26 protein-coding genes and 1 tRNA gene are annotated in these 24982 nt (G+C 71.8%); 10 read left to right on the top strand and 17 right to left on the bottom strand.

The features are described 5' to 3' along the window. Positions 1 to 17 precede the first annotated feature (17 nt). Together ACFY2K_RS19890 and ACFY2K_RS19885 are read right to left on the bottom strand one after the other, a co-directional pair. Complete coding sequence (locus ACFY2K_RS19890; protein ID WP_380522579.1) at positions 18 to 320, bottom strand: GroES family chaperonin; 303 nt, start codon at positions 318 to 320, stop codon at positions 18 to 20. A gap of 212 nt (positions 321 to 532) precedes the next feature. Further along, entirely contained in the window at positions 533 to 874 is a 342-nt protein-coding gene (locus ACFY2K_RS19885) for a DUF3618 domain-containing protein (RefSeq protein ID WP_387712845.1), read from the bottom strand. 156 nt (positions 875 to 1030) lie between these two features. On the opposite strand from ACFY2K_RS19885, the gene bcp reads away from it, so the two are divergent. Then, positions 1031 to 1504, top strand: coding sequence for a thioredoxin-dependent thiol peroxidase (bcp, locus tag ACFY2K_RS19880; protein ID WP_375883119.1), 474 nt, complete (start codon positions 1031 to 1033; stop codon positions 1502 to 1504). A gap of 113 nt (positions 1505 to 1617) precedes the next feature. Here bcp and ACFY2K_RS19875 read toward each other — a convergent pair whose 3' ends face one another. After that, positions 1618 to 3975 (bottom strand): chitinase C-terminal domain-containing protein, encoded by a 2358-nt coding sequence (locus ACFY2K_RS19875; protein ID WP_380593158.1) that lies wholly within the window; start codon positions 3973 to 3975, stop codon positions 1618 to 1620. A 450-nt stretch (positions 3976 to 4425) separates the two neighbouring features. Here ACFY2K_RS19875 and ACFY2K_RS19870 point away from each other — a divergent pair. Further along, positions 4426 to 4509 (top strand) — tRNA-Leu (locus ACFY2K_RS19870). Positions 4510 to 4579: 70 nt separating this feature from the next. Here the strand turns inward: ACFY2K_RS19870 and rdgB are convergent. The 4 genes from rdgB to ACFY2K_RS19850 all read right to left on the bottom strand — a co-directional run bounded on the left by rdgB (position 4580) and on the right by ACFY2K_RS19850 (position 6849). Further along, positions 4580 to 5185 carry an RdgB/HAM1 family non-canonical purine NTP pyrophosphatase gene (rdgB, locus tag ACFY2K_RS19865; RefSeq protein WP_380402746.1) on the bottom strand — a complete coding sequence of 202 codons (606 nt, stop codon included), beginning with the start codon at positions 5183 to 5185 and terminating at the stop codon, positions 4580 to 4582. Positions 5186 to 5218: 33 nt separating this feature from the next. Next, the gene (locus ACFY2K_RS19860; RefSeq protein ID WP_375883113.1) at positions 5219 to 5611 is read right to left on the bottom strand and encodes a hypothetical protein; all 393 of its coding nucleotides are present in this window, start codon (positions 5609 to 5611) and stop codon (positions 5219 to 5221) included. A 157-nt stretch (positions 5612 to 5768) separates the two neighbouring features. Next, entirely contained in the window at positions 5769 to 6494 is a 726-nt protein-coding gene (gene rph / locus ACFY2K_RS19855; RefSeq protein ID WP_387712841.1) for a ribonuclease PH, read from the bottom strand. A 121-nt stretch (positions 6495 to 6615) separates the two neighbouring features. Continuing rightward, positions 6616 to 6849: a glucose PTS transporter subunit EIIB gene (locus ACFY2K_RS19850; protein WP_030060521.1), complete on the bottom strand. Its 234-nt coding sequence runs from the start codon at positions 6847 to 6849 to the stop codon at positions 6616 to 6618. A gap of 403 nt (positions 6850 to 7252) precedes the next feature. On the opposite strand from ACFY2K_RS19850, the gene ACFY2K_RS19845 reads away from it, so the two are divergent. From ACFY2K_RS19845 to ACFY2K_RS19830, 4 genes are all read left to right on the top strand, one after another. Then, positions 7253 to 8554 carry a PTS transporter subunit EIIC gene (locus ACFY2K_RS19845; RefSeq protein WP_380522536.1) on the top strand — a complete coding sequence of 434 codons (1302 nt, stop codon included), beginning with the start codon at positions 7253 to 7255 and terminating at the stop codon, positions 8552 to 8554. A 606-nt stretch (positions 8555 to 9160) separates the two neighbouring features. Continuing rightward, the gene (locus ACFY2K_RS19840) at positions 9161 to 10420 is read left to right on the top strand and encodes a PTS transporter subunit EIIC (RefSeq protein ID WP_380522535.1); all 1260 of its coding nucleotides are present in this window, start codon (positions 9161 to 9163) and stop codon (positions 10418 to 10420) included. A gap of 418 nt (positions 10421 to 10838) precedes the next feature. Continuing rightward, the gene (locus tag ACFY2K_RS19835) at positions 10839 to 11894 is read left to right on the top strand and encodes an LLM class flavin-dependent oxidoreductase (RefSeq protein WP_387712836.1); all 1056 of its coding nucleotides are present in this window, start codon (positions 10839 to 10841) and stop codon (positions 11892 to 11894) included. Continuing rightward, positions 11891 to 13177, top strand: a complete 1287-nt coding sequence (locus tag ACFY2K_RS19830; protein WP_380522533.1) for an LLM class flavin-dependent oxidoreductase — start codon at positions 11891 to 11893, stop codon at positions 13175 to 13177. Before ACFY2K_RS19835 ends, ACFY2K_RS19830 begins: the two co-directional genes overlap by 4 nt. Before the next feature lie 72 nt (positions 13178 to 13249). Here the strand turns inward: ACFY2K_RS19830 and ACFY2K_RS19825 are convergent, their stop codons facing one another. Together ACFY2K_RS19825 and ACFY2K_RS19820 are read right to left on the bottom strand one after the other, a co-directional pair. Then, the gene (locus ACFY2K_RS19825) at positions 13250 to 13996 is read right to left on the bottom strand and encodes an MBL fold metallo-hydrolase (protein WP_375883099.1); all 747 of its coding nucleotides are present in this window, start codon (positions 13994 to 13996) and stop codon (positions 13250 to 13252) included. A gap of 221 nt (positions 13997 to 14217) precedes the next feature. After that, positions 14218 to 14406, bottom strand: coding sequence for a MerR family transcriptional regulator (locus ACFY2K_RS19820; RefSeq protein ID WP_380595355.1), 189 nt, complete (start codon positions 14404 to 14406; stop codon positions 14218 to 14220). Positions 14407 to 14595: 189 nt separating this feature from the next. Between ACFY2K_RS19820 and ACFY2K_RS19815 the strand changes: the two genes are divergently transcribed. Continuing rightward, positions 14596 to 15057, top strand: a complete 462-nt coding sequence (locus tag ACFY2K_RS19815) for a type II toxin-antitoxin system PemK/MazF family toxin (RefSeq protein ID WP_387712831.1) — start codon at positions 14596 to 14598, stop codon at positions 15055 to 15057. Between the two features lie 4 nt (positions 15058 to 15061). Here ACFY2K_RS19815 and ACFY2K_RS19810 read toward each other — a convergent pair whose 3' ends face one another. The 7 genes from ACFY2K_RS19810 to clpS form a co-directional block, all read right to left on the bottom strand. Then, entirely contained in the window at positions 15062 to 16030 is a 969-nt protein-coding gene (locus tag ACFY2K_RS19810) for a PLP-dependent cysteine synthase family protein (RefSeq protein ID WP_375883090.1), read from the bottom strand. Between the two features lie 107 nt (positions 16031 to 16137). Continuing rightward, positions 16138 to 16416 carry a MoaD/ThiS family protein gene (locus ACFY2K_RS19805; protein ID WP_097237732.1) on the bottom strand — a complete coding sequence of 93 codons (279 nt, stop codon included), beginning with the start codon at positions 16414 to 16416 and terminating at the stop codon, positions 16138 to 16140. 122 nt (positions 16417 to 16538) lie between these two features. After that, the gene (locus ACFY2K_RS19800; RefSeq protein WP_317621128.1) at positions 16539 to 16658 is read right to left on the bottom strand and encodes a putative leader peptide; all 120 of its coding nucleotides are present in this window, start codon (positions 16656 to 16658) and stop codon (positions 16539 to 16541) included. A gap of 150 nt (positions 16659 to 16808) precedes the next feature. Next, positions 16809 to 17240 (bottom strand): Mov34/MPN/PAD-1 family protein, encoded by a 432-nt coding sequence (locus tag ACFY2K_RS19795; protein WP_375883086.1) that lies wholly within the window; start codon positions 17238 to 17240, stop codon positions 16809 to 16811. A gap of 112 nt (positions 17241 to 17352) precedes the next feature. Next, the gene (locus tag ACFY2K_RS19790) at positions 17353 to 18795 is read right to left on the bottom strand and encodes an amino acid permease (protein WP_375883083.1); all 1443 of its coding nucleotides are present in this window, start codon (positions 18793 to 18795) and stop codon (positions 17353 to 17355) included. Positions 18796 to 19014: 219 nt separating this feature from the next. Further along, complete coding sequence (locus tag ACFY2K_RS19785; protein ID WP_387712826.1) at positions 19015 to 19587, bottom strand: DUF2017 domain-containing protein; 573 nt, start codon at positions 19585 to 19587, stop codon at positions 19015 to 19017. A gap of 96 nt (positions 19588 to 19683) precedes the next feature. Then, on the bottom strand, positions 19684 to 19977 hold the full coding sequence (gene clpS, locus ACFY2K_RS19780) for an ATP-dependent Clp protease adapter ClpS (RefSeq protein WP_380522531.1): 294 nt from the start codon (positions 19975 to 19977) through the stop codon (positions 19684 to 19686). A 140-nt stretch (positions 19978 to 20117) separates the two neighbouring features. Between clpS and ACFY2K_RS19775 the strand changes: the two genes are divergently transcribed. Beyond that, positions 20118 to 21434 (top strand): nicotinate phosphoribosyltransferase, encoded by a 1317-nt coding sequence (locus ACFY2K_RS19775; RefSeq protein WP_380589448.1) that lies wholly within the window; start codon positions 20118 to 20120, stop codon positions 21432 to 21434. 301 nt (positions 21435 to 21735) lie between these two features. Then, positions 21736 to 22329 (top strand): isochorismatase family protein, encoded by a 594-nt coding sequence (locus ACFY2K_RS19770; RefSeq protein WP_375883075.1) that lies wholly within the window; start codon positions 21736 to 21738, stop codon positions 22327 to 22329. A gap of 106 nt (positions 22330 to 22435) precedes the next feature. Here the strand turns inward: ACFY2K_RS19770 and ACFY2K_RS19765 are convergent, their stop codons facing one another. Beyond that, positions 22436 to 23449, bottom strand: a complete 1014-nt coding sequence (locus tag ACFY2K_RS19765; RefSeq protein ID WP_387712822.1) for a hypothetical protein — start codon at positions 23447 to 23449, stop codon at positions 22436 to 22438. Positions 23450 to 23743: 294 nt separating this feature from the next. On the opposite strand from ACFY2K_RS19765, the gene ACFY2K_RS19760 reads away from it, so the two are divergent. Further along, positions 23744 to 24532, top strand: coding sequence for a hypothetical protein (locus ACFY2K_RS19760; RefSeq protein WP_387712819.1), 789 nt, complete (start codon positions 23744 to 23746; stop codon positions 24530 to 24532). Positions 24533 to 24982: the final 450 nt, after the last annotated feature.

The following is a 24982-nucleotide window of genomic DNA, read 5'->3' as shown; positions in this document are numbered from 1 at the left end:
CCAGCAGGGCGGCCCGATCAGAGGTACAGCCCGGTCGACCCCTCCGTGTCCCCGAAGCGCGACGCCGCCACCGCGTGCAGGTCCCGCTCGCGCAGCAGCACGTAGGTGGCGCCGCGGACCTCCACCTCCAGCTTGTCCTCCGGGTCGTACAGCACGCGGTCACCGGGCTCCACCGCGCGCACACTCTGGCCGACGGCCACAGCTTCCGCCCACGTGCACCTTTTACTTAGCTCCGCGGTCGCCGGGATCAGGATGCCGCCGGTCGAGCGGCGCTCGCCCTCGCTGCCCTCGATGCGCACCAGCACGCGGTCGTGCAGCATCCGGATCGGCAGCTTCTCGCCCAGCCGGTCGTGCCGCACCTCGTCGTGCCCGTGGTCGGAATGGGTCGGTTCGTCGTTCGTACTCACGGTCCCGAAGGTACCGCCCCCGGGCGCGGCGCGTGACGCTGGCCCGGCATGCGGAAGGGCCGGGCCGCCCATCGGCGTCCCGGCCCCTCCGGACGTCCTGCCCGATCCGGTGCCCGGCCCTCTGCTCAGTCCTCGCGGCGCTTGCGCGAGGAGGACAGCAGCACCACCAGGCCGAGGCCGACCACCGCGACCGGGACGATCCGCTCCTTGCGCGGCTGCCCCTTCTCGTCCACGAACTGCGCCTTGACCTTCTCCACCAGGCCGTTCGCGGCCACGTACGCCCGGGCCGTCTTCTCCTCGACGGTGGCCATCGCCTTCGCCTTGACCTGCGCGGAGATGGTGCTCGGGTGGATCCGCACGGCCAGCTCGTCCAGGTTCGACGCCAGCCGGTCACGGGTGCGCTCGATGTCCGCCTCGATCTGCGCAGCCGTCCGCGCCGGCTTGTCCTGCGTGCTCGCGTCGCCCACTCGGGCCACCCCATTCACTTGCCGATGTAGTCCTGTCGTCCTCTGCGACCAACCCAGTTTGTCAGCTGCCACGCACGGGCGCGCGGCCCCACCCACCAACGGAGGTAAGTTTGCCGTGGTACGACCGTCCGTCCCAGCCTCCAGGAGAGTACGACCGTGACTGAGCGTCTCCAGCCCGGCGACACCGCACCCGCATTCAGCCTGTCCGACGCCGACGGCAACCAGGTCTCGCTCGCCGACCACCTGGGCCGCAAGGTCATCGTCTACTTCTACCCGAAGGCGCTCACCCCCGGCTGCACCAAGCAGGCCTGCGACTTCACCGACAACCTGGCGGTCCTCTCGGGCGCCGGCTATGACGTCATCGGCATCTCCCCGGACCAGCCGGAGAAGCTCGGCCAGTTCCGCGAGAAGGAGGACCTCAAGGTCACCCTGCTCTCCGACCCGGACAACAAGGTCCTGGAGGCCTACGCCGCCTACGGCGAGAAGCAGAACTACGGCCGCACCTACCAGGGCGTGATCCGCTCCACGATCGTCGTGGACGAGCAGGGCAAGGTCGAGCGCGCCCTCTACAACGTCAAGGCCACCGGCCACGTCGCCAAGCTGCTGCGCGACCTCAAGGTCGAGGCCTGAGCCTCCCGAACGAGAACGAAGCGGTGGCGGCCCACCCCCCGACCGGGTGTGCCGCCACCGCCGTTCCTCACCTCGGGTGACTGCCGTCAACCGTCAGCCGTGAGCCGTCGGGCTCAGCAGGCCCCGAGGTCGTTCCAGACGCCCCAGGCGCCACTGGCGGAGGGGTCGTCGCCCTTGGTCCACCACTTGTTCTGGTAGTAGTGGCCCTTCCAGGACACCTTGGTCGGCGTCGCGTAGGTGGTGCCCGCGTCCCAGCCCGGGGCGGCCGTGCAGGCGCCGGAGGTCGGGGTCGCGGTCGGGGTCGGCGTACCGGTGGGCGTGCCCGTCGGGGTCCCGGTCGGGGTCGGCGTCGGAGTCGGCGTGGCCGTCCCGGTCGGCGTCGGGGTCGGGGTCGGGGTCGGCGTGCCGCCGTCCACCGCGCCCCGGGTCAGGTCGCCCTTGATCCCGTACAGCGTGCCGCCCACGTTGACCGTCCAGTTCGACGGCGTGGACACCGGCAGGTAGTAGACGAAGTCGATGTCCACCGAGGCGCCCGGCGCCAGCGACTGCCAGCCCGGCAGCTTGACCGACACCCGGTTGTAGGTGCCCTTCAACCCGCCGACGTTGCCCGGGCCCGGGTTGTCCTGCCTGATCACCTGGAGCCCGAAGCCGGACTGGTCCTTGGCGTTGCCCGGCGCCGAGTTGCTGTAGTCGAACTGGAACTCGGTGCCGCCCGGCAGGGTCACCGTCGAGTTGTTGACGATGTGCAGCTTCGGGTTGATCGGGTAGTTGGAGTCGCCCAGCGCGAAGTTGGTGAACGACACGTCGATCGGCAGGGTCTGCTGCGGCAGCGCCACCGTCGAGCGGAGCGCACCGTACGGGCTCGCCGCCTTGAACTTGTCGTACATCAGCGAGGTCAGCGTCGAACCGGGCACGTACTCGCCCTTGCCGCCGTTGGCGGTGGCGTCCCAGCGGTAGTCGCCCGCGAGCTCCCAGATCATCGTGCCGCCGGCGCCCTGGTTGACGATGTAGTCCGCCTTGGCGCCCACCGACTGCTCGTCCTCGGTGGACAGGAACACCTTCTTGGTGTCGTTCCACAGCCACGGCGCCACCAGCGAGGAGCTGTAGTTGCGGGTGTAGCTGCCCTGGAGGGCGGTGTCGGTCACGCCGTACTTGGCCAGGTAGTCGGGCAGGATGCCCTTCTCCAGGTTCTTCGCGTGCCACATCGGGTTCGACCCGGCCGGGGACTCCTTGCCCGCGTCGTCCTTGTCGTTCCAGATGTTGTCGATGCCGACCGCGCCGTCACCGCAGGAGGTCAGGCCCGAACCGGCCGGGCAACTGGTCGCGGAGGCGGTGCCCCAGAGGCCGTTGGTGCCGCCCTGGACGTTCTTGAAGCCGCGGGTGTAGTACGGCAGGCCGACGTTGATCCGGCCGGCCGGCATCGCGCCGCGGAAGTAGTGGTACGACCAGTCCGCGTTCAGGTAGCCGATGCCGCCGTACTGGCCGGTGCCGTACACGTTGGCGGCGGCCAACTCGCCGTCCTTGCCGTCGTCGTAGAGCGAGGCGTTCGGGCCGACGTACTTGTTCCAGGCGCCGTGCAGGTCGTACGACATGATGTTGACGTAGTCCAGGTACTGGGCGACCTGGAAGGTCTCCATGCCGCGCAGCAGGTACCCGGAGGACGGCGCCGCGACCGACAGCAGGTAGTGCTTGCCGTCGGCGGCACCCGCCTTGTCCAGGTTCTCCCGCAGGGACTTCATCAGCGCCGCGTAGCCCTTGGCCAGCGAACCGCGCTTGGCGTTGGCGAGCTGCCAGTCCAGCGGGTTGCCGGCGTCCTTCATCGAGGTCGGGTACTCGTAGTCGATGTCGACGCCGTTGAAGCCGTACTTGCGGATGAAGTCGACGGAGGAGGCGGCGAAGGTGTCGATCCCGGCCTGGTTGACGCTGCCGTCCGGGTTGACCGTCATCGAGTAGAAGCCGCCGGAGTTCACCCGCTTGCCGTCGTCCCCGAAGTAGCCGCCGGTCTCGGTCCAACCGCCGACCGAGATCAGGGTCTTGACGTTCGGGTACTGCTTCTTGAACTTCGTCAGCAGGTTGAAGTGGCCCTTGTACGGCAGCGTCGGGTCCAGCTCCGCCCCCGGCACCCCCGGGAAGGAGATCCCGGTGGCCTCGTTGGTCGGGCCGTCCGTGCCGACCGACAGCTTGTTGTCGCCGCCGACGTGCCCGAAGGCGTAGTTGAGGTGGGTGACCTTGTCCCAGGGGATGTCGCTCACCAGGTAGGGCTGGTCGCCGTTCTTGCCGGTGCGCCAGCCGGTGAAGTACCCGATGATGCGGCGCTGGTGGTCCGCGCCCATCTTCTCGCGCCCGCTCGTGTCGTAGACCGAGCAGTACGGGACGTCCACTCCGGGCGTCTGGTACAGCCCGTCCGGCCGACAGGCCGCGTTGTCGACGGCCGCCGACGCCTGCGAGGGCGCCGCACCCAGCGTCGCCATCAACAGCCCCGCCAGCGACACCGCCGCCAACGACGCCACGCCCGCCCGGGCACTCTTGCGGCGGATCACAGCGGTGGGACGCCGCTCCGCCGTACTACGGATCAACACTCGGTCCTCCAGGAGAGAGTGTCGGCGCGTACCTGTGGGGGAGCACGCACGTGGGGGATTCCAATTGGCGCAGAAGCTATGTGGTCTGAACCACATAGGTCAATAGGTCTGTACCAATTGGTAATCAACAACCAAACATCACAGGTCGGAACCCCTCGACAAACCGGTCACCCCTGGCCGAAACCCGCCCGGTCGGGAGTCCGGCCCACCACCCGCCACCCATCCCGCCCGAACTGCCACCCCATCGGCAGCGGCGACCGTCCGCGGCGGCGCCACGAGCCCGCGGCGCCACCGCGAATCGCGGTGTTGCCACCGGAGCCGAAGCTCTAGACTGAGAGCCTTGCGGCCTTGGCGTAACCGGCAGCCGCGCGGGTTTTAGGTGCCCGTGGGAGAAATCTCGTGAGGGTTCGAGTCCCTCAGGCCGCACTAGCCTAAGAATCGAAGGCCCGCCCCGGATCATCCCGGGGCGGGCCTTCGGTGTTCAGCGGACGGTGCGTCAGCCGATGAGGTCCTTGACCACCGGGGCGAGGCCGCGGAAGGCCTTCCCGCGGTGGCTGATGGCGTTCTTCTCGTCCGCCGTCAGTTCCGCGCAGGTGCGGGTCTCGCCGAGGGGCTGGAGGATCGGGTCGTAGCCGAAGCCGCCGTCGCCCGCCGGGGTGGTGCGCAGGGTGCCGAGGAGGCGGCCCTCGACGACGCGCTCGGTGCCGTCGGGCAGGGCGAGGGCGGCGGCGCAGAAGAAGTGGGCGCCGCGGTGGGGTTCGGCGATGTCGGAGAGCTGGGCGAGCAGCAGGTTCAGGTTGGCGAGGTCGTCGCCGTGCTTGCCGGCCCAGCGGGCGGAGAAGATGCCGGGCGCGCCGTTGAGGACGTCCACGCAGAGGCCGGAGTCGTCGGCGACGGCGGGCAGTCCGGTGGCGCGGGCGAGGGCGTGGGCCTTGAGGAGGGCGTTCTCGGCGAAGGTGACGCCGGTCTCGGGGACGTCCGGGATCTCGGGGTAGGCGTCGGCGCCGACGAGTTCGACGTCCAGGCCGGCGTCGGCGAGGATGGCGCGCAGCTCGGCGACCTTGTGCTGGTTGCGGGTGGCGAGGATCAGGCGGGTGGACATATCGCCCACCCTATCGAGATCCGGCGGGGGGGGTCAGCCGGTGCAGACCGAGGTGAGGTTGCCGGCCGCGTCGCCGAGCGGCTTGAGGTCGGGGGCCTGGTTCCGGTCGACGGCCTGCTGGACCTTGTCGGCCTGCGTCTTGAGGTCGGTGACGGCCTTGGCGACGTCGGTGTTCTTGGAGTTCTTGCCGATCTGGTCGAGGTCGCCCTTGAGCTTCTGGAGCGCCTTGCCGGCGGCGGCGGAGTCGTTGCTGGAGTTGTCGTAGGCCTTGGTGAGGTCGGCGAGGTCGCCGGTGACCTTGACGGCGGTGTTGCCGCAGTCGATGGCCTTCTGGGCGGCGGAGCAACTCACCATGCTGAGCGGGAGGATCGCGATCAGTGCGGCCACGGCGAGGGCGGCGGGGCGGGCGATGCTCGACGAGGCCATCCGGTCCTCCTGGGGCGCGGGTTCCGTGGGGAGGACGCGCGCGGACGGGGCGCGGTTCCCGCAGCGGGGTGCTGCGGGAACCGTACGGGCTGCGGGCCGCGCGTGTACAGCGGGCCGGGCCCGGTTCAGCCTGAAGGGTTCTGCCCCGGGGGGCGGTTCAGCCTTCGAGGGCCTTGCGCTGGATCTGGTCGAGTTCGGCGCAGCCGAGGGTGCCGAGGTCGAGCAGCCGGTCGAGCAGGGCGCGGTCGAAGGGGGCGCCTTCGGCGGTGCCCTGGACCTCGACGAAGCAGCCGTCGGAGGTGCAGACGATGTTCATGTCGGTCTCGGCGCGGACGTCCTCCTCGTACTGGAGGTCGAGCATGGGGACGCCGTCGATGATGCCGACGCTGACGGCGCTGACGCCGCCGGTGATGGGCTGTCCCTTGGCGCGCAGGAGCTTGCGGTCGCGGGCCCAGGAGACGGCGTCGACGAGGGCGACGTAGGCGCCGGTGATGGCGGCGGTGCGGGTGCCGCCGTCGGCCTGGAGGACGTCGCAGTCGAGGACGATGGTGTTCTCGGCGAGGGCGCGGTGGTCGATGACGGCGCGCAGCGAGCGGCCGATGAGCCGGCTGATCTCGTGGGTGCGGCCGCCGATGCGGCCCTTGACGGATTCGCGGTCGCCGCGGGTGTTGGTGGCGCGCGGGAGCATGGAGTACTCGGCGGTGACCCAGCCTTCGCCGCTGCCCTTGCGCCAGCGCGGGACGCCTTCGGTGACGCTGGCGGTGCACAGCACCTTGGTGTCGCCGTAGGAGACGAGGACGGAGCCTTCGGCGTGCTTGCTCCAGCCTCGTTCGATGGTGATGGGGCGGAGCTGGTCGGGGGTGCGGCCGTCGATACGTGACATAGCCACTGAGCGTAGCCGTTCCGATCGCCGGTTCCGGATGTGCCTCGGCCCGCCGTCCCCCTGAGCGGGTCGGCGGGCCGTGGGTGGTGGAGCGGTGGTGTGCGAGCCCGGGTGGCTCAGCTCACATCATGTCCTCGATGTCGGCGGCGATCGGGTCGGCGTCGGTGCCGATGACGACCTGGATCGCGGTGCCCATCTTGACGACGCCGTGGGCGCCGGCGGCCTTGAGGGCGGCCTCGTCGACGAGGGAGGCGTCCTTGACCTCGGTGCGCAGGCGGGTGATGCAGCCTTCGACCTCTTCGATGTTGTCGATGCCGCCGAGACCGGCGACGATCTTCTCAGCCTTGCTGGCCATGTGGTTTCTCCCTCTGTCTCGGCCTTCGGCGGCTCTGCCGGGTGCCGTCCTGCGCTGTGCTGGGGTTCGGTCCTCGACCGTCGGGTGGTGAGGTCCGTGCCGGTGGCTGACGCGGGTTCAGCTGGGGTCGCGCTGCCGGGCAGCGCGACCAGCATGACCCGAGCAGGTCCGGTCTGCCACGTTAGTCCACTTTTGGCCCATTCCGGCGCGCAGGCTCCGGGCCGCCACCCGAGGATGACGATCAGCGGGGCTCGCGTCCCGGCGTCCGGCCTGCGTCCCAAAGTGGTCTACACCAATATATGTGTACTCCGATGAACGCAGGAAGGACCCCGGGTGTTCCTGACCCCCGCCCGAGGGTCCCGCAGGGGCCCACCGGTCGGCAACCGCGCTCGGAGGGCGAAGGATGAGTTCGGCAGGCGCCACGGCCCCGCAGAACCTGTGGTGGCACACCTTCTACGGCGGCCTCCAGAAGATGGGCCGCTCCCTCCAGCTCCCGGTCGCGGTGCTGCCCGCGGCGGGCATCCTCAACCGGCTCGGCCAGCCGGACGTGTTCGGCAAGGACGGACTGGGCTGGAACAACGTCGCCAAGGTCTTCGCGGCGGCCGGCGGCGCACTGCTCGACTCCTCGCTCGGCCTGCCGCTGCTGTTCTGCATCGGCGTGGCGATCGGCATGGCCAAGAAGGCGGACGGTTCGACGGCGCTGGCGGCCGTGGTCGGCTTCCTCGTCTACTACAAGGTGCTGCACGCGTTCCCGGAGCACTGCAAGGCCGGGACGGTCCAGATCCCCGACGCGTGGACCGCCCAGTGCGTCGACTACGGCTCGGCCAAGGTGGCGGCCGCGACGTACCAGAACCCGGGGGTGCTGGGCGGCATCCTGATCGGCCTGATGTCGGCCTGGCTGTGGGTCCGGTTCCACCGCGTCAGACTGGTCGACTGGCTGGGCTTCTTCAACGGCCGCCGCCTCGTTCCGATGATCACCGCCGTGGTCGGCCTGGCCACCGCCTGCGTCGCCCTGTGGGTCTGGCCCCCGATCGGCCGCGGCCTCAACGACTTCTCGCAGAACCTCGCCGATCTCGGCGCGGGCGGCGCGGGCATCTTCGGCCTGTTCAACCGCGCGCTGCTGCTGATCGGTATGCACCAGCTGCTGAACACCTTCGTCTGGTTCCAGTTCGGCGAGTTCACGAAGGCCGACGGCAGCATCGTGCACGGCGACATCCCGCGTTTCCTCGCGGGGGACCCGACGGCGGGGCAGTTCCAGTCCGGATTCTTCCCGATCATGATGTTCGCGCTGCCCGCCGCGGCACTCGCGATCGCGCACTCGGCCAAGCCGCACCGCCGCAAGGAGATCTACGGCCTGATGCTCTCGGTCGGCCTGACCTCCTTCGTCACCGGCGTCACCGAGCCGATCGAGTACTCCTTCGCCTACATCGCCCCGGCCCTGTACGGCCTGCACGCGCTGCTGACCGGCGCCTCGATGGCGGTCACCTGGGGACTGGGGGTGCACGACGGCTTCAGCTTCTCGGCCGGCCTGATCGACTACGTGATCAACTGGGGGCTCGCCACCAAACCGTGGCTGATCATCGTCATCGGGCTCTGCTTCGCCGCGGTGTACTACGCGCTCTTCCGGTTCATCATCGTCAGATTCGATCTGAAAACACCGGGGCGCGAGGACGAGGACGAGGTCGAGGACGTCACCAAGGCCTGATTCCCCGACCGTACGGAACGAATTCCCGGAGAACCTCCGGCAAAGGCCCTCGGACCCACCGGCCCGGGGGCCTTCGGCATTTCACCGAAGGACGGAATTCCCTACCCGGGAGTCACCGAAAGGGTAATTCGGTCGCGATCCGGCCGGCCGGACGGCCGTCGGGACGGGTGCCGACAGCGGTCAGAACGGGTGCCGGCGGCGGTCGGGACGGGTGCCGACCGCCGTCGGAGGGCGCCCCACCGGGCACGTCCGCGACCCTCCGGTCACTCTCGGCAGCCGTCGCGCACGCCCGGGAGCGGCCGGATCGCCCGGACCCGGCCCCGACGGTGGCCGCCGGACCCGCCACGACCCGGGCGCCGCAAGGGCCCGGCGCTTTTTGTTGCGCAAATAGCCAAAATCACAATCGCGACTGAAATCATGATCAACGCTCCGGATCCAGGTTTCGATTTCATAGCGCTTCTCGACAACCCCGCTATCCGGGCTTCCCCGAGTTCTCCACCCGTGCTACAAAACTGGTCTACACCACGTGTGGTGTAGACCAGTTCGCGGTTCGGCCCCCGTGCCTTCCCCCCGACCGACCCGCCATGCCGTTAGGAACCCACCCCCATGAGTCAGTCTGCGCAGGCACCGGCGCCCGCCAAGGCTCCGGCGCCGATCAAGAAGTTCGGCAATGCCGTCCTCCCCGGTCTCCAGAAGGTCGGTCGCAGCCTCCAGCTGCCGATCGCCGTGCTGCCGGCGGCCGGTCTGCTGGCGCGTCTGGGCCAGCCCGACGTCCATGAGAAGTGGCACTTCCCCGCGAAGCTCGTCGAGGTCTTCGGCGCTGCGGGTACCGCCATCACCGGTGCGCTGCCGCTGCTGTTCTGCGTCGGCATCGCGATCGGCTACGCCAAGAAGGCGGACGGCTCCACGGCGCTGGCGGCGCTGGTCGGTTACCTCGTGTTCAAGAACGTGCTGACCGCCTTCCCGGCGGACGGCACCGTCACCGCCGCCCTCCCCGCGGGCAAGCCGCAGGACCCGGGCGTCCTCGGCGGCATCGTGGTCGGTCTGCTCGCGGCCATCCTGTGGCAGCGGTTCCACCGCACCAAGCTGGTCGACTGGCTGGGCTTCTTCAACGGCCGCCGCCTCGTCCCGATCATCATGGCCTTCGTCGGCACTGGCCTGGGCGTCCTGTTCGGCCTCGGCTGGCAGCCCGTCGGCGACGCGATCTCGCACGTCAACAACAGCCTGGTGGGTGCGGGCGCGGTCGGCGCCGGCATCTTCGGCCTGGTCAACCGCGCGCTGATCCCGATCGGCATGCACCAGTTCGTCAACACCTACGCCTGGTTCCAGACCGGTGACTTCACCAAGCCGGACGGCACCGTCGTGCACGGCGACATCAACCGCTTCCTGGCGGGCGACCCGACGGCCGGCCAGTTCCAGGCGGGCTTCTTCCCGATCATGATGTTCGCGCTGCCCGCCGCCGCCCTCGCGATCGCCCACTGCGCCCGCCCCGAGCGCCGCAAGGCCGTCATGGGCATGATGATCTCGATCGCGCTGACCAGCTTCGTCACCGGCGTGACCGAGCCGATCGAGTTCACCTTCCTCTTCATCGCCCCGGTCCTGTACGCGATCCACGCGGTGCTGACCGCCGTCTCGATGGCCGTCACCTGGGGCCTCGGCGTCCACCACGGATTCAGCTTCTCGGCCGGTCTGATCGACTACACGATCAACTTCAGCCTGGCCAAGAACCCGCTGCTGATCATCCCGATCGGCCTGGTCTTCGCGGCGATCTACTACTTCACGTTCCGCTTCGCGATCACCAAGTTCAACCTCAAGACCCCCGGTCGCGAGGACGACAGCGAGATCGAGGACGTGACCAAGGCCTGACGCCGGTCCCGCCCGTTCCGAAGGCCCCGCCCCACCGCCGCTCCCCCGGCGGCCGGGCGGGGCCTTCGGCGTTCCCGGGAGGTTCCACCGTGCGGAAACGGCGGTTGACGAACCGCCGGAGGCCCTGGTCAACTGAACCGGTGAACGCCTCGTGCCCGCTGGTGACCCGCAGCCACATCGACTTCGGTCGCGTGTGGTCGGCGGCGTGTCGCGGCTGAGCCGATCCTTCGCCCCGCCGCCGCCCGGCTGAGTCCCCGCCCGGCGCCGGCCGCCCTCCTCCCCCGCCCGTCGCGGGCCTCCGCCTGCCCACGGGCCGTCACCGCGCAACCGCGCCGCGCGTGACCGCACCCCCGCACCAGTACGGGGCCGCTGTCCATGCACGGCCGCGCACCTCCGCACGAGGAAAGCCAGGCTCGCCATGCCCCGCCAGTTGCACCTCTCCGCCGCCATCGACAGTCCCGGCCACTTCGACGCCGCCCACTACGCCGGCCTCGCCCTCCTCGCCGAGCGCGCCGGCCTGGACTTCGTCACCCTCGACGACTCCTTCGCCCCCGAGCCGCGCCGCCCCGACGCGCTCGCCACCCTCGCCCGGATCGCCCCGCTGACCTCGCGGATCGGCCTGGTCCCGACCGTCACCACCACCCACACCGAGCCCTTCCACACCTCCATCTCGCTCAACACCCTGGACTGGGTGAGCGCGGGCCGGGCCGGCTGGCTGGTCGGCGTCTCCGGCACCGAGGCCGAGACCAGGGCCTTCGGCCGCCGCCCGGTCGCCCCCGAGGACGAACTCTGGGCCGAGGCGGCCGACGCCGCAGAGGTCGCCGCCCGGCTCTGGGACAGCTGGGAGGACGACGCGGAGATCCGCGACACCGCCACCGGCCGGTTCGTCGACCGCGACAAGCTGCACTACATCGACTTCGAGGGCCGCCACTTCTCGGTCCGCGGCCCCTCCATCACCCCGCGCCCGCCGCAGGGCCGCCCGGTGGTCGTGGTGCCGGTGTCCGCCGCCGACCTCGTCCCGGACGCCACCCCCGGCGGGCGGGCCCGGGTCGCCACCGCGATCCGGTACGCCGACGTCGTCGTCCTGGACGCCCCCGACCGGGCCGCCCGGCTGACCGCCGCCACCGAACTGCGGCTGCGCTCCGGCGAACAGCTGCGCATCCTCGCCCGGCTCGACGCCGCCCTGCCCGACCGGGCCGCCGAGCAGCGGCTGCTCGCCGAACTCAGCGCCACCGGCACCGGCGTGGACGGCTTCCACCTCGTCCCCGCCGAGCCCGCGCGCGACCTGGCCGCCCTCGCCGAGCGGACCGCCCCGGCCCTGCGCGCCACCGGGCTGCTGCGCGCCGGCCACTCCGGCCGCACCCTGCGCGACCACCTCGGACTGCCCCGCCCGGCCAGCCGCTACGCCGCCGCCGCGGCCGCGGCGAGCGTCCCCACCACCGACTCCCCCGCCCTCGCCGAGGTGACCCGATGACGGACCGTCCGCTCAAGCAGATCCACCTCGCCGCCCACTTCCCCGGCGTCAACAACACCACGGTGTGGAGCGACCCGGCCTCCGGCAGCCACATCGAGTTCGACTCCTTCCGCCACCTCGCGCAGACCGCCGAACGCGGCAAGTTCGACTTCTTCTTCCTCGCCGAGGGCCTGCGGCTGCGCGAGACCAACGGCCGCATCCACGACCTGGACGTGGTCGGCCGCCCCGAGTCGATCACCGTGCTGAACGCCCTGGCCGCCGTCACCGAACGGATCGGCCTGGCCGCCACGGTGAACGCCACCTTCAACGAGCCGTACGAACTCGCCCGCCGCTTCGCCTCCCTGGACCACCTCTCCGGCGGCCGGGCGGCCTGGAACGTGGTCACCTCCTCGGACGCCTTCACCGGGGAGAACTTCCGCCGCGGCGGCTACCTGGACCGGGCCGACCGCTACACCCGGGCCGCCGAATCCGTCGAACTGGCAAGGGAGTTCTGGGACACCGGGGCCGCCGGGGTGCGGCACTCCGGGCCGCAGTTCGAGGTCGAGGGCCGACTCTCCCTGCCCCGCCCGCCGCAGGGCCACCCGGTGGTCATCCAGGCCGGGGACTCCGACGAGGGCCGCGAGTTCGCCGCGTCCGCCGCCGACGTCATCTTCAGCCGCCACTCCACCCTCGCCGACGGCCAGGCCTTCCACCAGGACGTCAAACGGCGACTGGCCGCCTACGGCCGCAAGCCGGACGAGTTGAAGATCCTGCCCGCGGCCACCTTCGTCCTCGGCGACACCGACGCCGACGCGGCCGAGCGCGCCGCCGAGGTCCGCCGGGCCCAGGTCGGGCCGCAGACCACGATCAACTACCTGGAGCAGGTCTGGGGCGTCGACCTGTCCGACCACGACCCGGACGGGCCGCTGCCGGACGTCGACCCCGACCCGGACAGCGCGCTGGTCCAGGGCCGGGTCCGGATCCCGGACCCGGTGGGCACCGCCGCACGCTGGCGGGCGCTGGCCGCGGAGAAGAACCTGACCAGCCGTGAACTGGTCATCGAGGTGACCGGCCGGCAGTCCTTCATCGGCTCCCCCGCCACCGTCGCCGGGCAGATCGACCACTTCGTGCAGAACGACGCGGCCGACGGATACATCCTCGTCCCGCACCTCACCCCGGGCGGCCTGGACGAGTTCGTCGACCGGGTCGTCCCGCTGCTCCAGGAACGCGGGGTGTTCCGCACCGACTACACCGGCCCGACCCTGCGCGACCACCTCGGCCTGCCGGTACCCGGCCGACGCTAGGGTCCGTCTTCGAAGACCAGATCCAGAGCAGGGGCCCGGACCAGGAACAGCGGATCGGGTCCGGAGCAGGGATCAGATCTCGTACACCGCGCCGGCCCGGGCCAGCTCCACCGGGCCGGCGTACGCGGCGGCGGCGTCGCGACGGTTGCGCTCGGCGTCGGTCCACGGCGGGATGTGGGTGAGCACGAGCCGGTGCGCCCCGGCGGCGGCCGCGTGCTCACCGGCCTCCCGGCCGTTGAGGTGGACGGCCCGGTAGGTGTCGCGGCCGTCCAGGTAGGCGGCCTCGCAGAGGAACAGGTCGGCGTCCCGGGCGAGTTCGACCAGCTCGGGGCTCTCCCCGGTGTCACCGGAGTAGACCAGCGCGCGGCCGTCGTGCTCCAGCCGGAAGGCGAAGGCGTCCACCGGGTGGTTGACCTGCGCGACGGAGACCCGGAACGGGCCGAGCCCGAAGCTGCCCGGAGTGAGCGTGCGGAACTCGAACACCTCCTTCATCCCGGGGTTCTCCGGCATGTCGTACGCCCGGGCGAGCCGCTCGGCGGTGCCGGCCGGACCGTACACCGGGAGCAGGTCGGGGCAGCCCTCCGCGCGGTAGTTGCGGGCGACCCAGTAGGCGCACAGGTCGACGCAGTGGTCCGCGTGCAGGTGGCTGAGCAGGACGGCGTCGACCTCGTAGAGGCCGGTGTACTTCTGCAGCGCGCCGAGCGCGCCGTTGCCGAGGTCCAGCACCACGCGGTAGCCGTCGGCCTCGACCAGGTAGCTGGAGCACGGCGAGTCGGCGGACGGGAAGCTCCCCGAGCACCCCACCACGGTCAGTTTCATCCGAGCCCCTCCGCCCCGACACGTCCTGGCTGCTGTTGGCGCACGACATGGAAACAGCATGGAAAACAAGCATGGAAAACGGCAGGCCGGGCCGGTGGACCGGCCGGTAGCACTGCGTTGGTGTGTCGAGGGTAAGGGCGGAGCAGCACTTTGCCCCCGTCCCCGTGCCGGGCTGTGGCTGGAATCACCCAGACCGCCGGGGCGGGGGCCGCGGCGCCGGATCAGCGGCGCCGGGGGCGGTTGCGGGCCCAGGTGCGGATGGTCGCGGGGTACCAGCGGGGGTGTCCGCTGCCGTCGATCACGTCGGGGTCGGGCAGCAGTCCGTGCCGCCGGTAGTTGCGGACGGTCTCGGGCTGGACGTTGATGTGCCGGGCGATCTCGGCGTACGACCACAGTGCGTCGCTGTTCACGAAGGCACCTCCGGGGGGACGGGGGCGGACGTTCGTGGGGCAGCCTTTCCGGACGGCACCGGGACGCAGGCCGCAGAACGGGCGTCGTGGCGGATCCGTGACGAACCGGGAGCAACGTACGGACAAATGCTCAACTGTCACGGCCGCCACGGTGGTGGCGTCCACCGGCGGCCCGGTACGGTTCGCGGCATGACTGGCATCTGGATCGTTCTCCTGCTGGCGGGCGTCGCCGTGCTGGCCGCCGTCGCGGCGGCGCTGGTCAGGCGCACCCGCCCCGCGTCCCGCCCGGCCGCCCCGACCCGCCCGCGGCCGCGCCCGCGCACCGGGGCCGGGCCGGAGCCGCAGGAGATCTGGTGGGCCGAGGTGCCGTTCGAGGACGGCCCGGGCGCCAAGGACCGCCCCTGCCTGGTGCTGCGGGTGCACGGCCGGACCGCCACCGTCGCGAAGATCACCAGCAAGCACCACGCCGAGCGCCCGGGCGTGCTGCCGCTGCCGCCGGGTTCGGTGGGCGACCGGCAGGGCCGGGCCAGCTGGCTGGAGACCGACGAGCTGCGCGAGGTGCCGCTGTCGGCCTTCCGCCGCCGGACCGGCACCGTGGACCGCCAGGTCTGGTCCCGGGCCCAGCGGGCGGTGTCGAACCAGGGACGCTAGGGCATCAGGCCCAGAGCTGGCCCTGCAAGGCCTCGACCGCCGCCTCGGTGGACTCGGCGGTGTAGATGCCGGTGGAGAGGTACTTCCAGCCGCCGTCCGCGACCACGAACACGACGTCCGCGCGCTCCCCGGCGGCCGCCGCCTTGCGGCCGACGCCGATCGCGGCGTGCAGGATGGCGCCGGTGGACACGCCCGCGAAGATGCCCTCCTGCTGGAGGAGTTCGCGGGTACGGCGGACGGCGTCGGCGGAGCCGACCGAGAAGCGGGTGGTGAGCACCTCGGCGTCGTACAGCTCGGGGACGAAGCCCTCGTCGAGGTTGCGCAGCCCGTACACCAGGTCGTCGTAGCGCGGTTCGGCGGCGACGATCCGTACGCCGGGGACCTTCTCGCGCAGGTAGCGGCCGACGCCCATCAGGGTGCCGGTGGTGCCGAGGCCGGCCACGAAGTGGGTGACGGTGGGGAGGTCGGCGAGGATCTCGGGGCCGGTGGTGGCGTAGTGGGCGCCCGCGTTGTCGGGGTTGCCGTACTGGTAGAGCATGACCCAGTCGGGGTGCTCGGCGGCGATCTCCTTGGCGATCCGGACGGCGGTGTTGGAGCCGCCGGCGGCCGGGGAGGGGATGATCTCGGCGCCCCACATCCGGAGCAGTTCGCGCCGTTCCTCGCTGGTGTTCTCGGGCATCACGCAGACCATCCGGTAGCCCTTGAGCTTGGCGGCCATGGCGAGCGAGATGCCGGTGTTGCCGCTGGTGGGCTCCAGGATCGTGCAGCCGGGGGTGAGCCGGCCGTCGGCCTCGGCGCGCTCGATCATGTGCAGCGCCGGGCGGTCCTTGATGGAGCCGGTGGGGTTGCGGTCCTCCAGCTTGGCCCAGAGGGTCACCAGGCCGTCGTCGTTGCCGGGGACGGCGGCGGACAGCCGGGGCAGGCGGACCAGGGGGGTGTTGCCGACGGCTTCGAGCGGACTGTCGTATCGCAAGGGAGGCCTCCGGCCACGGCGGTGAGGGTGAAGAGGGGCGGTTCCCCCGACCCCGGCGCCGGCCCCGTTGCGTCACGGGCGGGGACGGTGCCGGGGGAACCGGGAGGTCAGCGGGCGCCGCCGGCCACGGCGGGCAGGATGGTGACGCTGTCGCCGTCGGCGAGGGCGGTGGAGATGCCCTCCAGGAACCGGACGTCCTCGTCGTTCAGGTAGACGTTGACGAAGCGGCGCAGCTCGCCGCCGTCGACCAGGCGGGCGGCGATGCCCGGGTGGCGGGCGTCGAGGTCGGTGAAGAGTTCCGCGAGGTTGCTGCCGTTGCCCTCGACGGCCTTGGCGCCGTCGGTGTAGGTGCGGAGGATGGTCGGGATGCGGACCTCGATGGCCATGGGTGCGCTCCTGTGCGAGTCGTGTGGGGTGGGTGGGCCGCAACGGGCGCGGCGGGGCGGAGGGTGCCCGGGGCTCGACGCCGCCGGGGAGGCGGCGGGGCCCGGGTGGGGCGGGGCGGCTCTCAGCGCGAGCGCGCGGGCGTGCCGGGACAGATCGCGCCGGCGTGCCGGCACAGGTCGATGTGCAGGCGCGCCACGAGGCGGGTGCCCGGGGCCTGGTTGCTCACATCGACGGAACGCATGGGCTCATCGTATAGATTCCCGGGCCCGCTCCGACATGCCTGTCCCGCGATCCGGATGCTTTCGTTTCCGATGCTGAGATTCCTCCGGGACGCCGGGGGCCCGCCGACCGCTCGGGGCGGGTCGGCGGGCCGGGTCCGGGTGGGTGCCGGTCAGGCCGGGTGGGCCTCGACGACCTGGACGTCTTCCTCCGTGATCTCGCCGTCCACGATGCGGAACGAGCGGAACTCGTAGGGGTCGTCCTCGGCGGCTCCCTCGGCGGTGGAGACGAGGACGTAGTGGGCGAACGGCTCGGAGGCGTAGCTCACGTCGGTGCGGGAGGGGTAGGCCTCGGTGGCGGTGTGCGAGTGGTAGACGATCACCGGCTCCTCGTCCAGGTCGTCCATCTCGCGGTAGAGCTTGAGCAGGTCGCCCGAGTCGAACTCGTAGAAGGTGGGCGAGCGGGCCGCGTTGAGCATCGGGACGAACCGCTCGGGCCGGCCGCTGCCGGCCGGGCCGGCGACCACGCCGCAGGCCTCGTCCGGGTGGTCGGCGCGGGCGTGGGCCACGATCCGGTCGCGGATCTCTCGGGTGATGGTCAGCATGTCGGCCAGGATGCCACGCCCTACCGGATGTCCGCCGGGGCGTCCGAGGCCCGGTCGCCGGGTGTCCGCCACACGGTCGCGGGCCTGCGGACGCCCGGCCGCGCCGGGGGTGTCAGCCGCCGTTGCGGGCGTGCAGGTGGTCGTGGGCGGTGCCGTGGACGGACTCCGGGTTGCGGCGCTTGAGCACCTGGTAGCCGATCACCAGCACCAGCGCCCAGCCGGGGAAGACGTACAGCGAGATCCGGTTGTCGGCGTCCAGGGCGATCAGCACCACGACCATGGCCAGGAAGGCGAGGGCGGCCCAGCTGACCCAGGCGCCGCCGGGGGCCTTGAAGGTGGGCGGCGGCAGGTGGCCGGCCTGCCAGGCCTTGCGGTAGCGGATCTGGGAGATCAGGATCATCGCCCAGGTCCACAGCCCGCAGACCGTGGCGACCGAGGTGATGTACTCGAACGCCCGTGCCGGGACGAGGTAGTTGAGGACCACGCCGGCGCCCATCAGCACACAGGAGATGGTGATCGCGAAGGCCGGGGTGCGGCGGCTGTTGAGCTTGGTGAGCTGCCCGGGGGCCTGGCCGCGCAGGGCGAGGTCGCGCAGCATCCGGCCGGTGGAGTACATCCCGGAGTTGCAGGAGGAGAGCGCCGCGGTGAGCACCACGAAGTTGATGATGCCGGCCGCGGCCGGGATGCCGATCTTGCCGAAGGCGGCGACGAACGGGCTGACGCCGGGCTGGAACTCCCGCCACGGCACCAGCGAGAGGATGACCACCAGGGCGCCGATGTAGAACAGCGCGATGCGCCAGGGCAGGGTGTTGATGGCGCGCGGCAGGGTCTTCTCGGGGTTCTCGCTCTCGCCCGCGGTGACGCCGACGAGTTCGACGCCCAGGTAGGCGAACATGACGATCTGCAGGGTCATCACGGTGGCGCCGATGCCCTTGGGGAAGAAGCCGCCGTCCTGCCACAGGTGGGTGATCGACGCGGTGTCACCGGCCTTGCTGAACCCGAGGGTGAGCACGCCGATGCCGATCAGGATCATGCCGATGATGGCGGTGACCTTGACCATGGAGAACCAGAACTCGATCTCGCCGAACAGCTTCACCGAGATCAGGTTGGCCGCGTAGAGGATGACCAGGAAGGTCAACGCGCTGGCCCACTGCGGGATGCCGGGCGCCCAGAACTTGACGTACACGGCGGCCGCGGTGGTCTCGGCCATGCCGGTGACGACCCAGAACAGCCAGTACGTCCAGCCGGTGACGTAGCCGGCGAAGGGGCCGAGGAACTCCCGGGCGTACTCGGCGAAACTGCCGGAGACCGGGCGGTAGGTGAGGAGTTCGCCGAGGGCGCGCATGATCGCGAAGATCACCAGGCCGGCGACCGCGTAGGAGAGGATCAGGCTCGGCCCGGACTTGGAGATCGCGGTGCCGGCGCCGAGGAAGAGGCCGGTGCCGATCGCGCCGCCGATCGCGATCATCTGGATCTGGCGGCTGCCGAGCCCCCGCTCGTAGCCCTCTTCGTCCGGTTTCCCGTCGACCACCTGGTCGTAGGTCTGCTCGGCCATGGTCACCGTCCTGGTGGGTCTCGTTTGTGGGGAGAAGTCGTACCACGCCCGATCCGGATACCGGTGTTCATCTGAGCGATATTTGAGCATGTCCTGCTAGGTTTTGCCCGATTTATGAGAAAATGCCCCGGCCGATCGTCCGCATGCTGGACGGAACGGCCGGGGCTTGCCCGAAAGCGGGCGGGATCGCCGGACGAAGCGGAGGAAACCGCTCCACCGTCAGTCGGCGATCGCCTCCAGCAGCGACTCCTGGAGCGCCCCGAGCCACAGGTAGGCCATCACCAGCGGCTTGCGCTCGTCGCCGTCCGGCAGCCCGTAGAGGCCCTGCTCGTCCTCCTCGGTGATCTCCAGCCGCGCCCCGAGGGTCAGCCGCAGGTCGTTGAGCGCGCCCAGCCAGCGCAGGCAGTCGGGGGCCGGCAGCTTGAGCACCCCGCCGCCGCCCAGGCCGTCCAGCGACCGGACCACCTGCAGCGCGTCGTCCCGCTTGCGGGCCCGCAGGTCGAGCTCGGTGTAGCGGCGGAACTCGGCCGAGGCTGCCTGCGCCTCGGCGTCGGCCGGCGCGGCCGGGTCGCCGTAGGCGTCCGGGAACAGCCGGGCCAGCGCCGGGTCCGCGGGCGCCTCGCTCGGCCCCTCGGCGAACAGCGCCGCCAGCGGGTCGTCGCTCTCCCCGCCCGGGCCGGGGCCGATCAGCTCCAGCATCTGCACTTCCAGCGAGCGCAGGATGGAGGCCTCCACCTCGTCCAGCGCGATCGCCGCGCCACCATCGCCGGTGCTCTCGAACAACCCAGCCATCTGTATCGGTCAGCCCGTCTTCGTCGTCTTCGCCCGCACCGCCGGGGAGGCGGGCGGTCAGTCGGTCGCCCGGTCGGTCGTGCGCCGGAGGGGAGGTCAGTCGTGCTGCAGCGTCGCCCACAGGCCGTAGCCGTGCATCGCCTGGACGTCCCGCTCCATCTCCTCGCGGGAGCCGCTGGAGACCACCGCCCGACCCTTGCTGTGCACGTCCATCATCAGCTTCCGGGCCTTGTCCTTCGGATAGCCGAAGTAGGCCTGGAAGACGTACTGGACGTAGCTCATGAGGTTGACCGGGTCGTTGTGCACGATGGTCACCCAGGGCGTGTCCGGCTCCGCCACCGGCAGTCCTTCGACCTCCGGGCGCTCGATCTCCACGGGCGCGACACTCACCGGCAGGCCTCCTCGTTGCACACTCGTCCGTGACTTCTCACGCCCCATGCTGCCATCCGGGGGACACCCGGGCGATTCCGCCCCGGGTCGCGTCGAGAGAAATCGTCACTCTGACGCTAAGTGGTAGTAGCATCATCCTCATGGACGCCACATCAGTGCGCGCGGCCGGTTCGACCGCGCTGCTCACCGACCGCTACGAGCTCACCATGCTGCAGGCCGCCCTGCGCAGCGGGGCCGCGCACCGCCGCTCCGTCTTCGAGGCGTTCACCCGACGCCTCCCCAGCGGCCGCCGCTACGGCGTGATGGCCGGCACCGGCCGGGTGCTGGACGCCGTCGAGAACTTCCGCTTCGACACCGCCCAGCTGGACTGGCTGTCCGAGCAGGGCGTGGTGGACGAGGACACCCTGCGGTTCCTGGCCGACTACCGCTTCCGCGGCGACATCCACGGCTACCCCGAGGGCGAGGTCTACTTCCCCGGCTCCCCCGTGCTCACCGTCGAGGGCAGCTTCGCCGAGACGGTGATCCTGGAGACGGTGATCCTCTCGATCCTCAACTTCGACTCCGCCGTCGCGGCCGCCGCCTCCCGGATGACCGCCGCGGCCGGCGGCCGGCCGGTGATCGAACTGGGCGCCCGCCGGGCCCACGAGCAGGCCGCCGTCGCCGCCGCCCGGGCCGCCTACGTGGCCGGCTTCGCCGCCACCTCCGACCTGGAGGCCGGCTACCGGTACGGCATCCCCACCACCGGCACCTCCGCGCACGCCTTCACCCTGGTGCACGACAGCGAACGGGACGCCTTCCGGGCCCAGATCGAGTCGATGGGCCGGGGCACCACCCTGCTGATCGACACCTTCGACCTGCACGAGGCCGTCCGCACCGCCGTCGAGGTGGCCGGGCCCGAACTCGGCGCCGTCCGGATCGACTCCGGCGACCTCATCCTGGCCGCCCACCGGGTCCGCCGTCAGCTCGACGAACTCGGCGCCGAGAAGACCCGGATCATCGTCACCTCGGACCTGGACGAGTACGCCATCGCCGCCCTCGCCGCCGCCCCGGTGGACGGCTACGGCGTCGGCACCAGCCTGGTCACCGGCAGCGGCCACCCGACCTGCGCCATGGTCTACAAGCTGGTCGCCCGCGCCGAGACCCCGGACGGCCCGCTCGTCCCGGTCGCCAAGCGCGCGGCCGGCGGCAAGACCAGCGTCGGCGGCCGCAAGTGGGCCGCCCGCCGACCCGACGCCGAGGGCGTCGCCGAGGCCGAGGTGGTCGGCACCGGGCCGATCCCCGAGGACCTGCGGCCCCACCTCGTCCAGGTGCCGCTGGTCCTGGCCGGCGAGACCGTCGGCCGCGAACCGCTGACCGCCGCCCGCGACCGCCACGTCCGGGCCCGGGCCGCGCTGCCGCTGTCGGCCACCCAGCTGTCCAAGGGGGACCCGGTCATCCCCACCGAGCTGATCGACTGACCGGCGGTCCGGTCGGCCGGCTGGATCGACTGACCGGCGGTCCGGTCGGCCGGCTGGCCGGCAGACGACCGGTTGGCCGACCTGCCGACAGACCTGCCGACTCCTGCGGAGCGTCGCGGACGGCCGCGCGGACCGGCGGTGGGCCGCCGGGCCCGAAGACGGGCCCCAAGCCTTCCGCCGCCGCGCGCCACTCCCTAGAGTCAGCCGTAGAGTTCCCCTGGAGTTCCTCCCCGGCCGTCCGGCGTTCGCGAGGGACCCGCCACCGGGGCGCACCCGCCCCCCACATCCGAGGATGCGAGCCATGCACCGGGCACTGATCGTCGTCGACGTGCAGAACGACTTCTGCGAGGGCGGCAGCCTGGCCGTCCCGGGCGGCGCCGAGGTGGCCGCCGCCATCACCGACCTGATCGCCGAGTCCCCCGCCGGCTACCAGCACATCCTCGCCACCCGGGACCACCACATCGACCCGGGCGGGCACTTCTCCGCCGAGCCGGACTACGTCTCCAGCTGGCCGGTGCACTGCGTGGCCGGGACCGAAGGCGTGGGCTTCCACCCCAACTTCGCCCCCTCGGTGATCTCCGGCGCGGTCGAGGCGGTCTTCGACAAGGGCGCCTACTCGGCGGCCTACAGCGGCTTCGAGGGGCTGGACGAGAACAACCGCGGCCCGGTGGAGTGGCTGCGCGAACGGCAGGTCGACGAGATCGACGTGGTCGGCATCGCCACCGACCACTGCGTCCGGGCCACCGCCCTGGACGCCGCCCGGGCCGGCTTCACCACCCGGGTGCTGCTCGACCTCACCGCCGGGGTGGCGCCGGAGACCACCGCCGCCGCGCTGGAGGAACTGCGGGCGGCCGGGGTCGAGCTGGTCGGCGCGCCGGTGGTCCGGCCGGCCTGAGCCGGACCTGCTGGGCCCGGCCCGCTGGACCCGGCCCGCGCACGAGCGGTGCGGTCGGTGCGGTCGGCGCGGTCGGCGCGGTCGGTGCGGTCGGTGCGGTCGGTGCTCAGACCACCATCAGCTCCACCACGTCCGTCCCGCCCGCCCGGTAGGCCTCGCGCAGCTCGCCGCCGACCGCCTCCGGGTCCGCGGCCAGCCGGGCGCCGGAGACGTACACCACCCGGATCCCCAGGTACTCCATCCGGTGCTGGCCGCCGCGCACCCAGGCGGCCTCGCCCTCGCTGACGCAGCGCAGGTCGGAGTCCACCTCCACCGCGACGCCCTGCTCCGGCCAGTAGAGGTCCGGGACACCGATGTAGGTGCCGCCGCGCATCCGCAGCTCCGGGGCGACCAGCGGGGCGGGCAGCAGCCACTCGTCCACCAGCCGGTCGACCCGCTCCAGCACGAACTCCCGCTCGGCGGCCAGGAGTTCGTCCAGCGCGGCCCGCACCCGGGGCTCCCCGGTCAGCCCCGACTCGACCAGCTCGGCGGCCAACTCCCGCACCGTGCAGCGGTTCTCCGGGCGGGCGACGGCCTCCCGGAACACCTCGCGCACCGGCACCGGAGCGTCCACCGGGAGCCCGTCCGCCGTCCACTCGGCCAGCGCGTCGGCGACCGCCCGGGCCACCGGCGCGCAGGCCAGCCCGTGGACCGAGCGGGCCACCAACTCCCGTTCGGTGCGCCGGATCCGCACCTCGCCGGCGTCCTTGAGCCGACGCTGGCGGGGCACCAGGACGTCCACCCCGGTCACCGCGGGCAGCCGGGGCACGGCGGCGAAGCCGTACAGCGCCAGCGCGGCCGCCCCGGTGATCACCGCACCCTCCCGGCGGCCCTCCTCCCGGCCGTTCTGCGCCGCGTACAGCAGCGCGGCCCACATCCGCTGCTCCGGGGTGGGCTCGCCGGACTGGAGCAGGTAGACCCTGGGCAGCAGCCGCTGCCAGGGGCCGCCGTGGCGGCAGTGCTCGGTGATGACCCGGGCCGGCACGCCCCGGGCGCGCAGCTGGCTCGCGGTGACGACGTTCTGCTGACGCTTCGCCAGCTCCTCCAGGGACGGCGGCGGCGAGGGGATCCGGTAGCTCATGCGCGCCCCTCGACGAATCGCTCACTACGTTCGTTCATGCGCCCACCATCCCCAACCGCCACGCCCCCCGTGCCACTGCCTGACGCACTGTTACTCAACCGTCGCGAAACCGGGATCAGCCTGCACTAAAGTCCTCATACCCTCACTCATTTGGAGTAAATGACGTTCATATGGCTATCGTGTTTGATCGGAAACGATCGCCGACCTGGTCGTCTGACCCAGAGTGATCAAGGGCATACGGCGAGGGACCCCCGGGGCGTCAAACGCGCTTCCGGGATTGCCTAGGCTTACGTCATGTCACGTGACGAGACCGCCGGCCTCCGCGCGGCCCAGCTCCGCCTCGGCCGTCTGCCCGGGTACGTCCGCCGCCCGGATCCGGCCCGCCGCAGCGGCGAGAAGGGCCATACGTACAAGAAGGGCTGGGAGGTCCGCTTCACCGCCCGGAGCGAGGCCGAGATAGCAGAGATCCGCGACCTCGTGGTCGCCGCCGGGTTCGCCCCGGCCAGACCCTTCTTCAAGGGCCACCAGCTCATCCAGCCGGTCTACGGCATGGCCGCCGTCCAGGCCTACCTGGCCGCTAGACAGGCGGCCGAGGAACACGCCGAACGGGCGGAACTCGGGCGCCGACGACGCGCGGCGGGGGCGCGCACGGGCGCGACGCACGCCGGAGGGGCGCACGCCACCGGACAGCACGCCGTCGGCCATGCGGCGAACGGGTATCCGGCGGGCGGACACCAGGCGAACGGCCACCTCGCCAACAGCCACCCGGCGAACGGACACCAGACCAGCGGACACCCGACCAACGGACACCCGACCAACGGGCATCCGGCCAACGGGTTTCCGGCGGGCGCACACGCCACAGCCGGCCACCCCTCGGCCGCACAGGCCACCGCAGCGCCCGGCACCCACCGGTGCGAGCGCGAGGAGGCCGCCGCCGGAGCCGCCGCGGCTGCCGCGGCAGCGGCCGCGACGGCCGCCCAGCTGGCCCGGCGCCGGGCCGTCGAGTCCTTCCCCGCCCAGGTCGAACGCGGCAACACCGCCGACGACCTGATCGCCCCCACGGAGGCCCGGCCGACCCCCTGACCGGGCGGCACCTCCCCGCCCCGATCCGCGCCCCGGTCGCCGCAGGCCGCCGGGGCGCTTTCGACGCACCCCCCGCCACCCGGCCCGGCGCAACCCCCGTCGTGAGCGCGGTTGCGCAGACGGTTGCGCGGCCCCGGCTTCGCGCCCTGGGCGTGGACGCCGGACCCGGCAGGCCCTACGGTGGCACCTCAACTGCCGTGCGACCCCTGCCGTCCCACACCCCCTGACCAGCTGCGACACGCTCGCACCCGCGCCACCGCACCACTGTGCAGCACTCCCCGGCCGGGCCCCGGCGGCCCCGGTCGACCCACCACCAGCCCTCGACCGGCCCTCGACCGGCCCTTCACCGGCCTCCACCGGCAGTACCGCCGCCGCGCCGCACCGCCCGTCACCGGAACCGGACGCGCCGCAGCGGGTTCCAGGCATTCCATCGGATTGGTCACCCAGCGC

The sequence above is a fragment of the Kitasatospora sp. NPDC001309 genome, assembly GCF_042896295.1.
Classification (GTDB): domain Bacteria; phylum Actinomycetota; class Actinomycetes; order Streptomycetales; family Streptomycetaceae; genus Kitasatospora.
Note: the sequence above shows the minus strand (reverse complement) of the source record. Positions and strands in the feature narration are given on the sequence as shown.

Bases quoted from the DNA above. Each gene is read 5' to 3' on its own strand.
- ACFY2K_RS19890 (WP_380522579.1), bottom strand. From the start codon at position 320: ATGCTGCACGACCGCGTGCTGGTGCGCATCGAGGGCAGCGAGGGCGAG.
- ACFY2K_RS19875 (WP_380593158.1), bottom strand. From the start codon at position 3,975: ATGGCGACGCTGGGTGCGGCGCCCTCGCAGGCGTCGGCGGCCGTCGAC.
- rdgB (WP_380402746.1), bottom strand. From the start codon at position 5,185: ATGTCCACCCGCCTGATCCTCGCCACCCGCAACCAGCACAAGGTCGCC.
- ACFY2K_RS19860 (WP_375883113.1), bottom strand. From the start codon at position 5,611: ATGGCCTCGTCGAGCATCGCCCGCCCCGCCGCCCTCGCCGTGGCCGCA.
- rph (WP_387712841.1), bottom strand. From the start codon at position 6,494: ATGTCACGTATCGACGGCCGCACCCCCGACCAGCTCCGCCCCATCACC.
- ACFY2K_RS19850 (WP_030060521.1), bottom strand. From the start codon at position 6,849: ATGGCCAGCAAGGCTGAGAAGATCGTCGCCGGTCTCGGCGGCATCGAC.
- ACFY2K_RS19845 (WP_380522536.1), top strand. From the start codon at position 7,253: ATGAGTTCGGCAGGCGCCACGGCCCCGCAGAACCTGTGGTGGCACACC.
- ACFY2K_RS19840 (WP_380522535.1), top strand. From the start codon at position 9,161: ATGAGTCAGTCTGCGCAGGCACCGGCGCCCGCCAAGGCTCCGGCGCCG.
- ACFY2K_RS19835 (WP_387712836.1), top strand. From the start codon at position 10,839: ATGCCCCGCCAGTTGCACCTCTCCGCCGCCATCGACAGTCCCGGCCAC.
- ACFY2K_RS19830 (WP_380522533.1), top strand. From the start codon at position 11,891: ATGACGGACCGTCCGCTCAAGCAGATCCACCTCGCCGCCCACTTCCCC.
- ACFY2K_RS19825 (WP_375883099.1), bottom strand. From the start codon at position 13,996: ATGAAACTGACCGTGGTGGGGTGCTCGGGGAGCTTCCCGTCCGCCGAC.
- ACFY2K_RS19815 (WP_387712831.1), top strand. From the start codon at position 14,596: ATGACTGGCATCTGGATCGTTCTCCTGCTGGCGGGCGTCGCCGTGCTG.
- ACFY2K_RS19805 (WP_097237732.1), bottom strand. From the start codon at position 16,416: ATGGCCATCGAGGTCCGCATCCCGACCATCCTCCGCACCTACACCGAC.
- ACFY2K_RS19800 (WP_317621128.1), bottom strand. From the start codon at position 16,658: ATGCGTTCCGTCGATGTGAGCAACCAGGCCCCGGGCACCCGCCTCGTG.
- ACFY2K_RS19795 (WP_375883086.1), bottom strand. From the start codon at position 17,240: ATGCTGACCATCACCCGAGAGATCCGCGACCGGATCGTGGCCCACGCC.
- ACFY2K_RS19790 (WP_375883083.1), bottom strand. From the start codon at position 18,795: ATGGCCGAGCAGACCTACGACCAGGTGGTCGACGGGAAACCGGACGAA.
- ACFY2K_RS19785 (WP_387712826.1), bottom strand. From the start codon at position 19,587: ATGGCTGGGTTGTTCGAGAGCACCGGCGATGGTGGCGCGGCGATCGCG.
- ACFY2K_RS19775 (WP_380589448.1), top strand. From the start codon at position 20,118: ATGGACGCCACATCAGTGCGCGCGGCCGGTTCGACCGCGCTGCTCACC.
- ACFY2K_RS19770 (WP_375883075.1), top strand. From the start codon at position 21,736: ATGCACCGGGCACTGATCGTCGTCGACGTGCAGAACGACTTCTGCGAG.
- ACFY2K_RS19765 (WP_387712822.1), bottom strand. From the start codon at position 23,449: ATGAGCTACCGGATCCCCTCGCCGCCGCCGTCCCTGGAGGAGCTGGCG.
- ACFY2K_RS19760 (WP_387712819.1), top strand. From the start codon at position 23,744: ATGTCACGTGACGAGACCGCCGGCCTCCGCGCGGCCCAGCTCCGCCTC.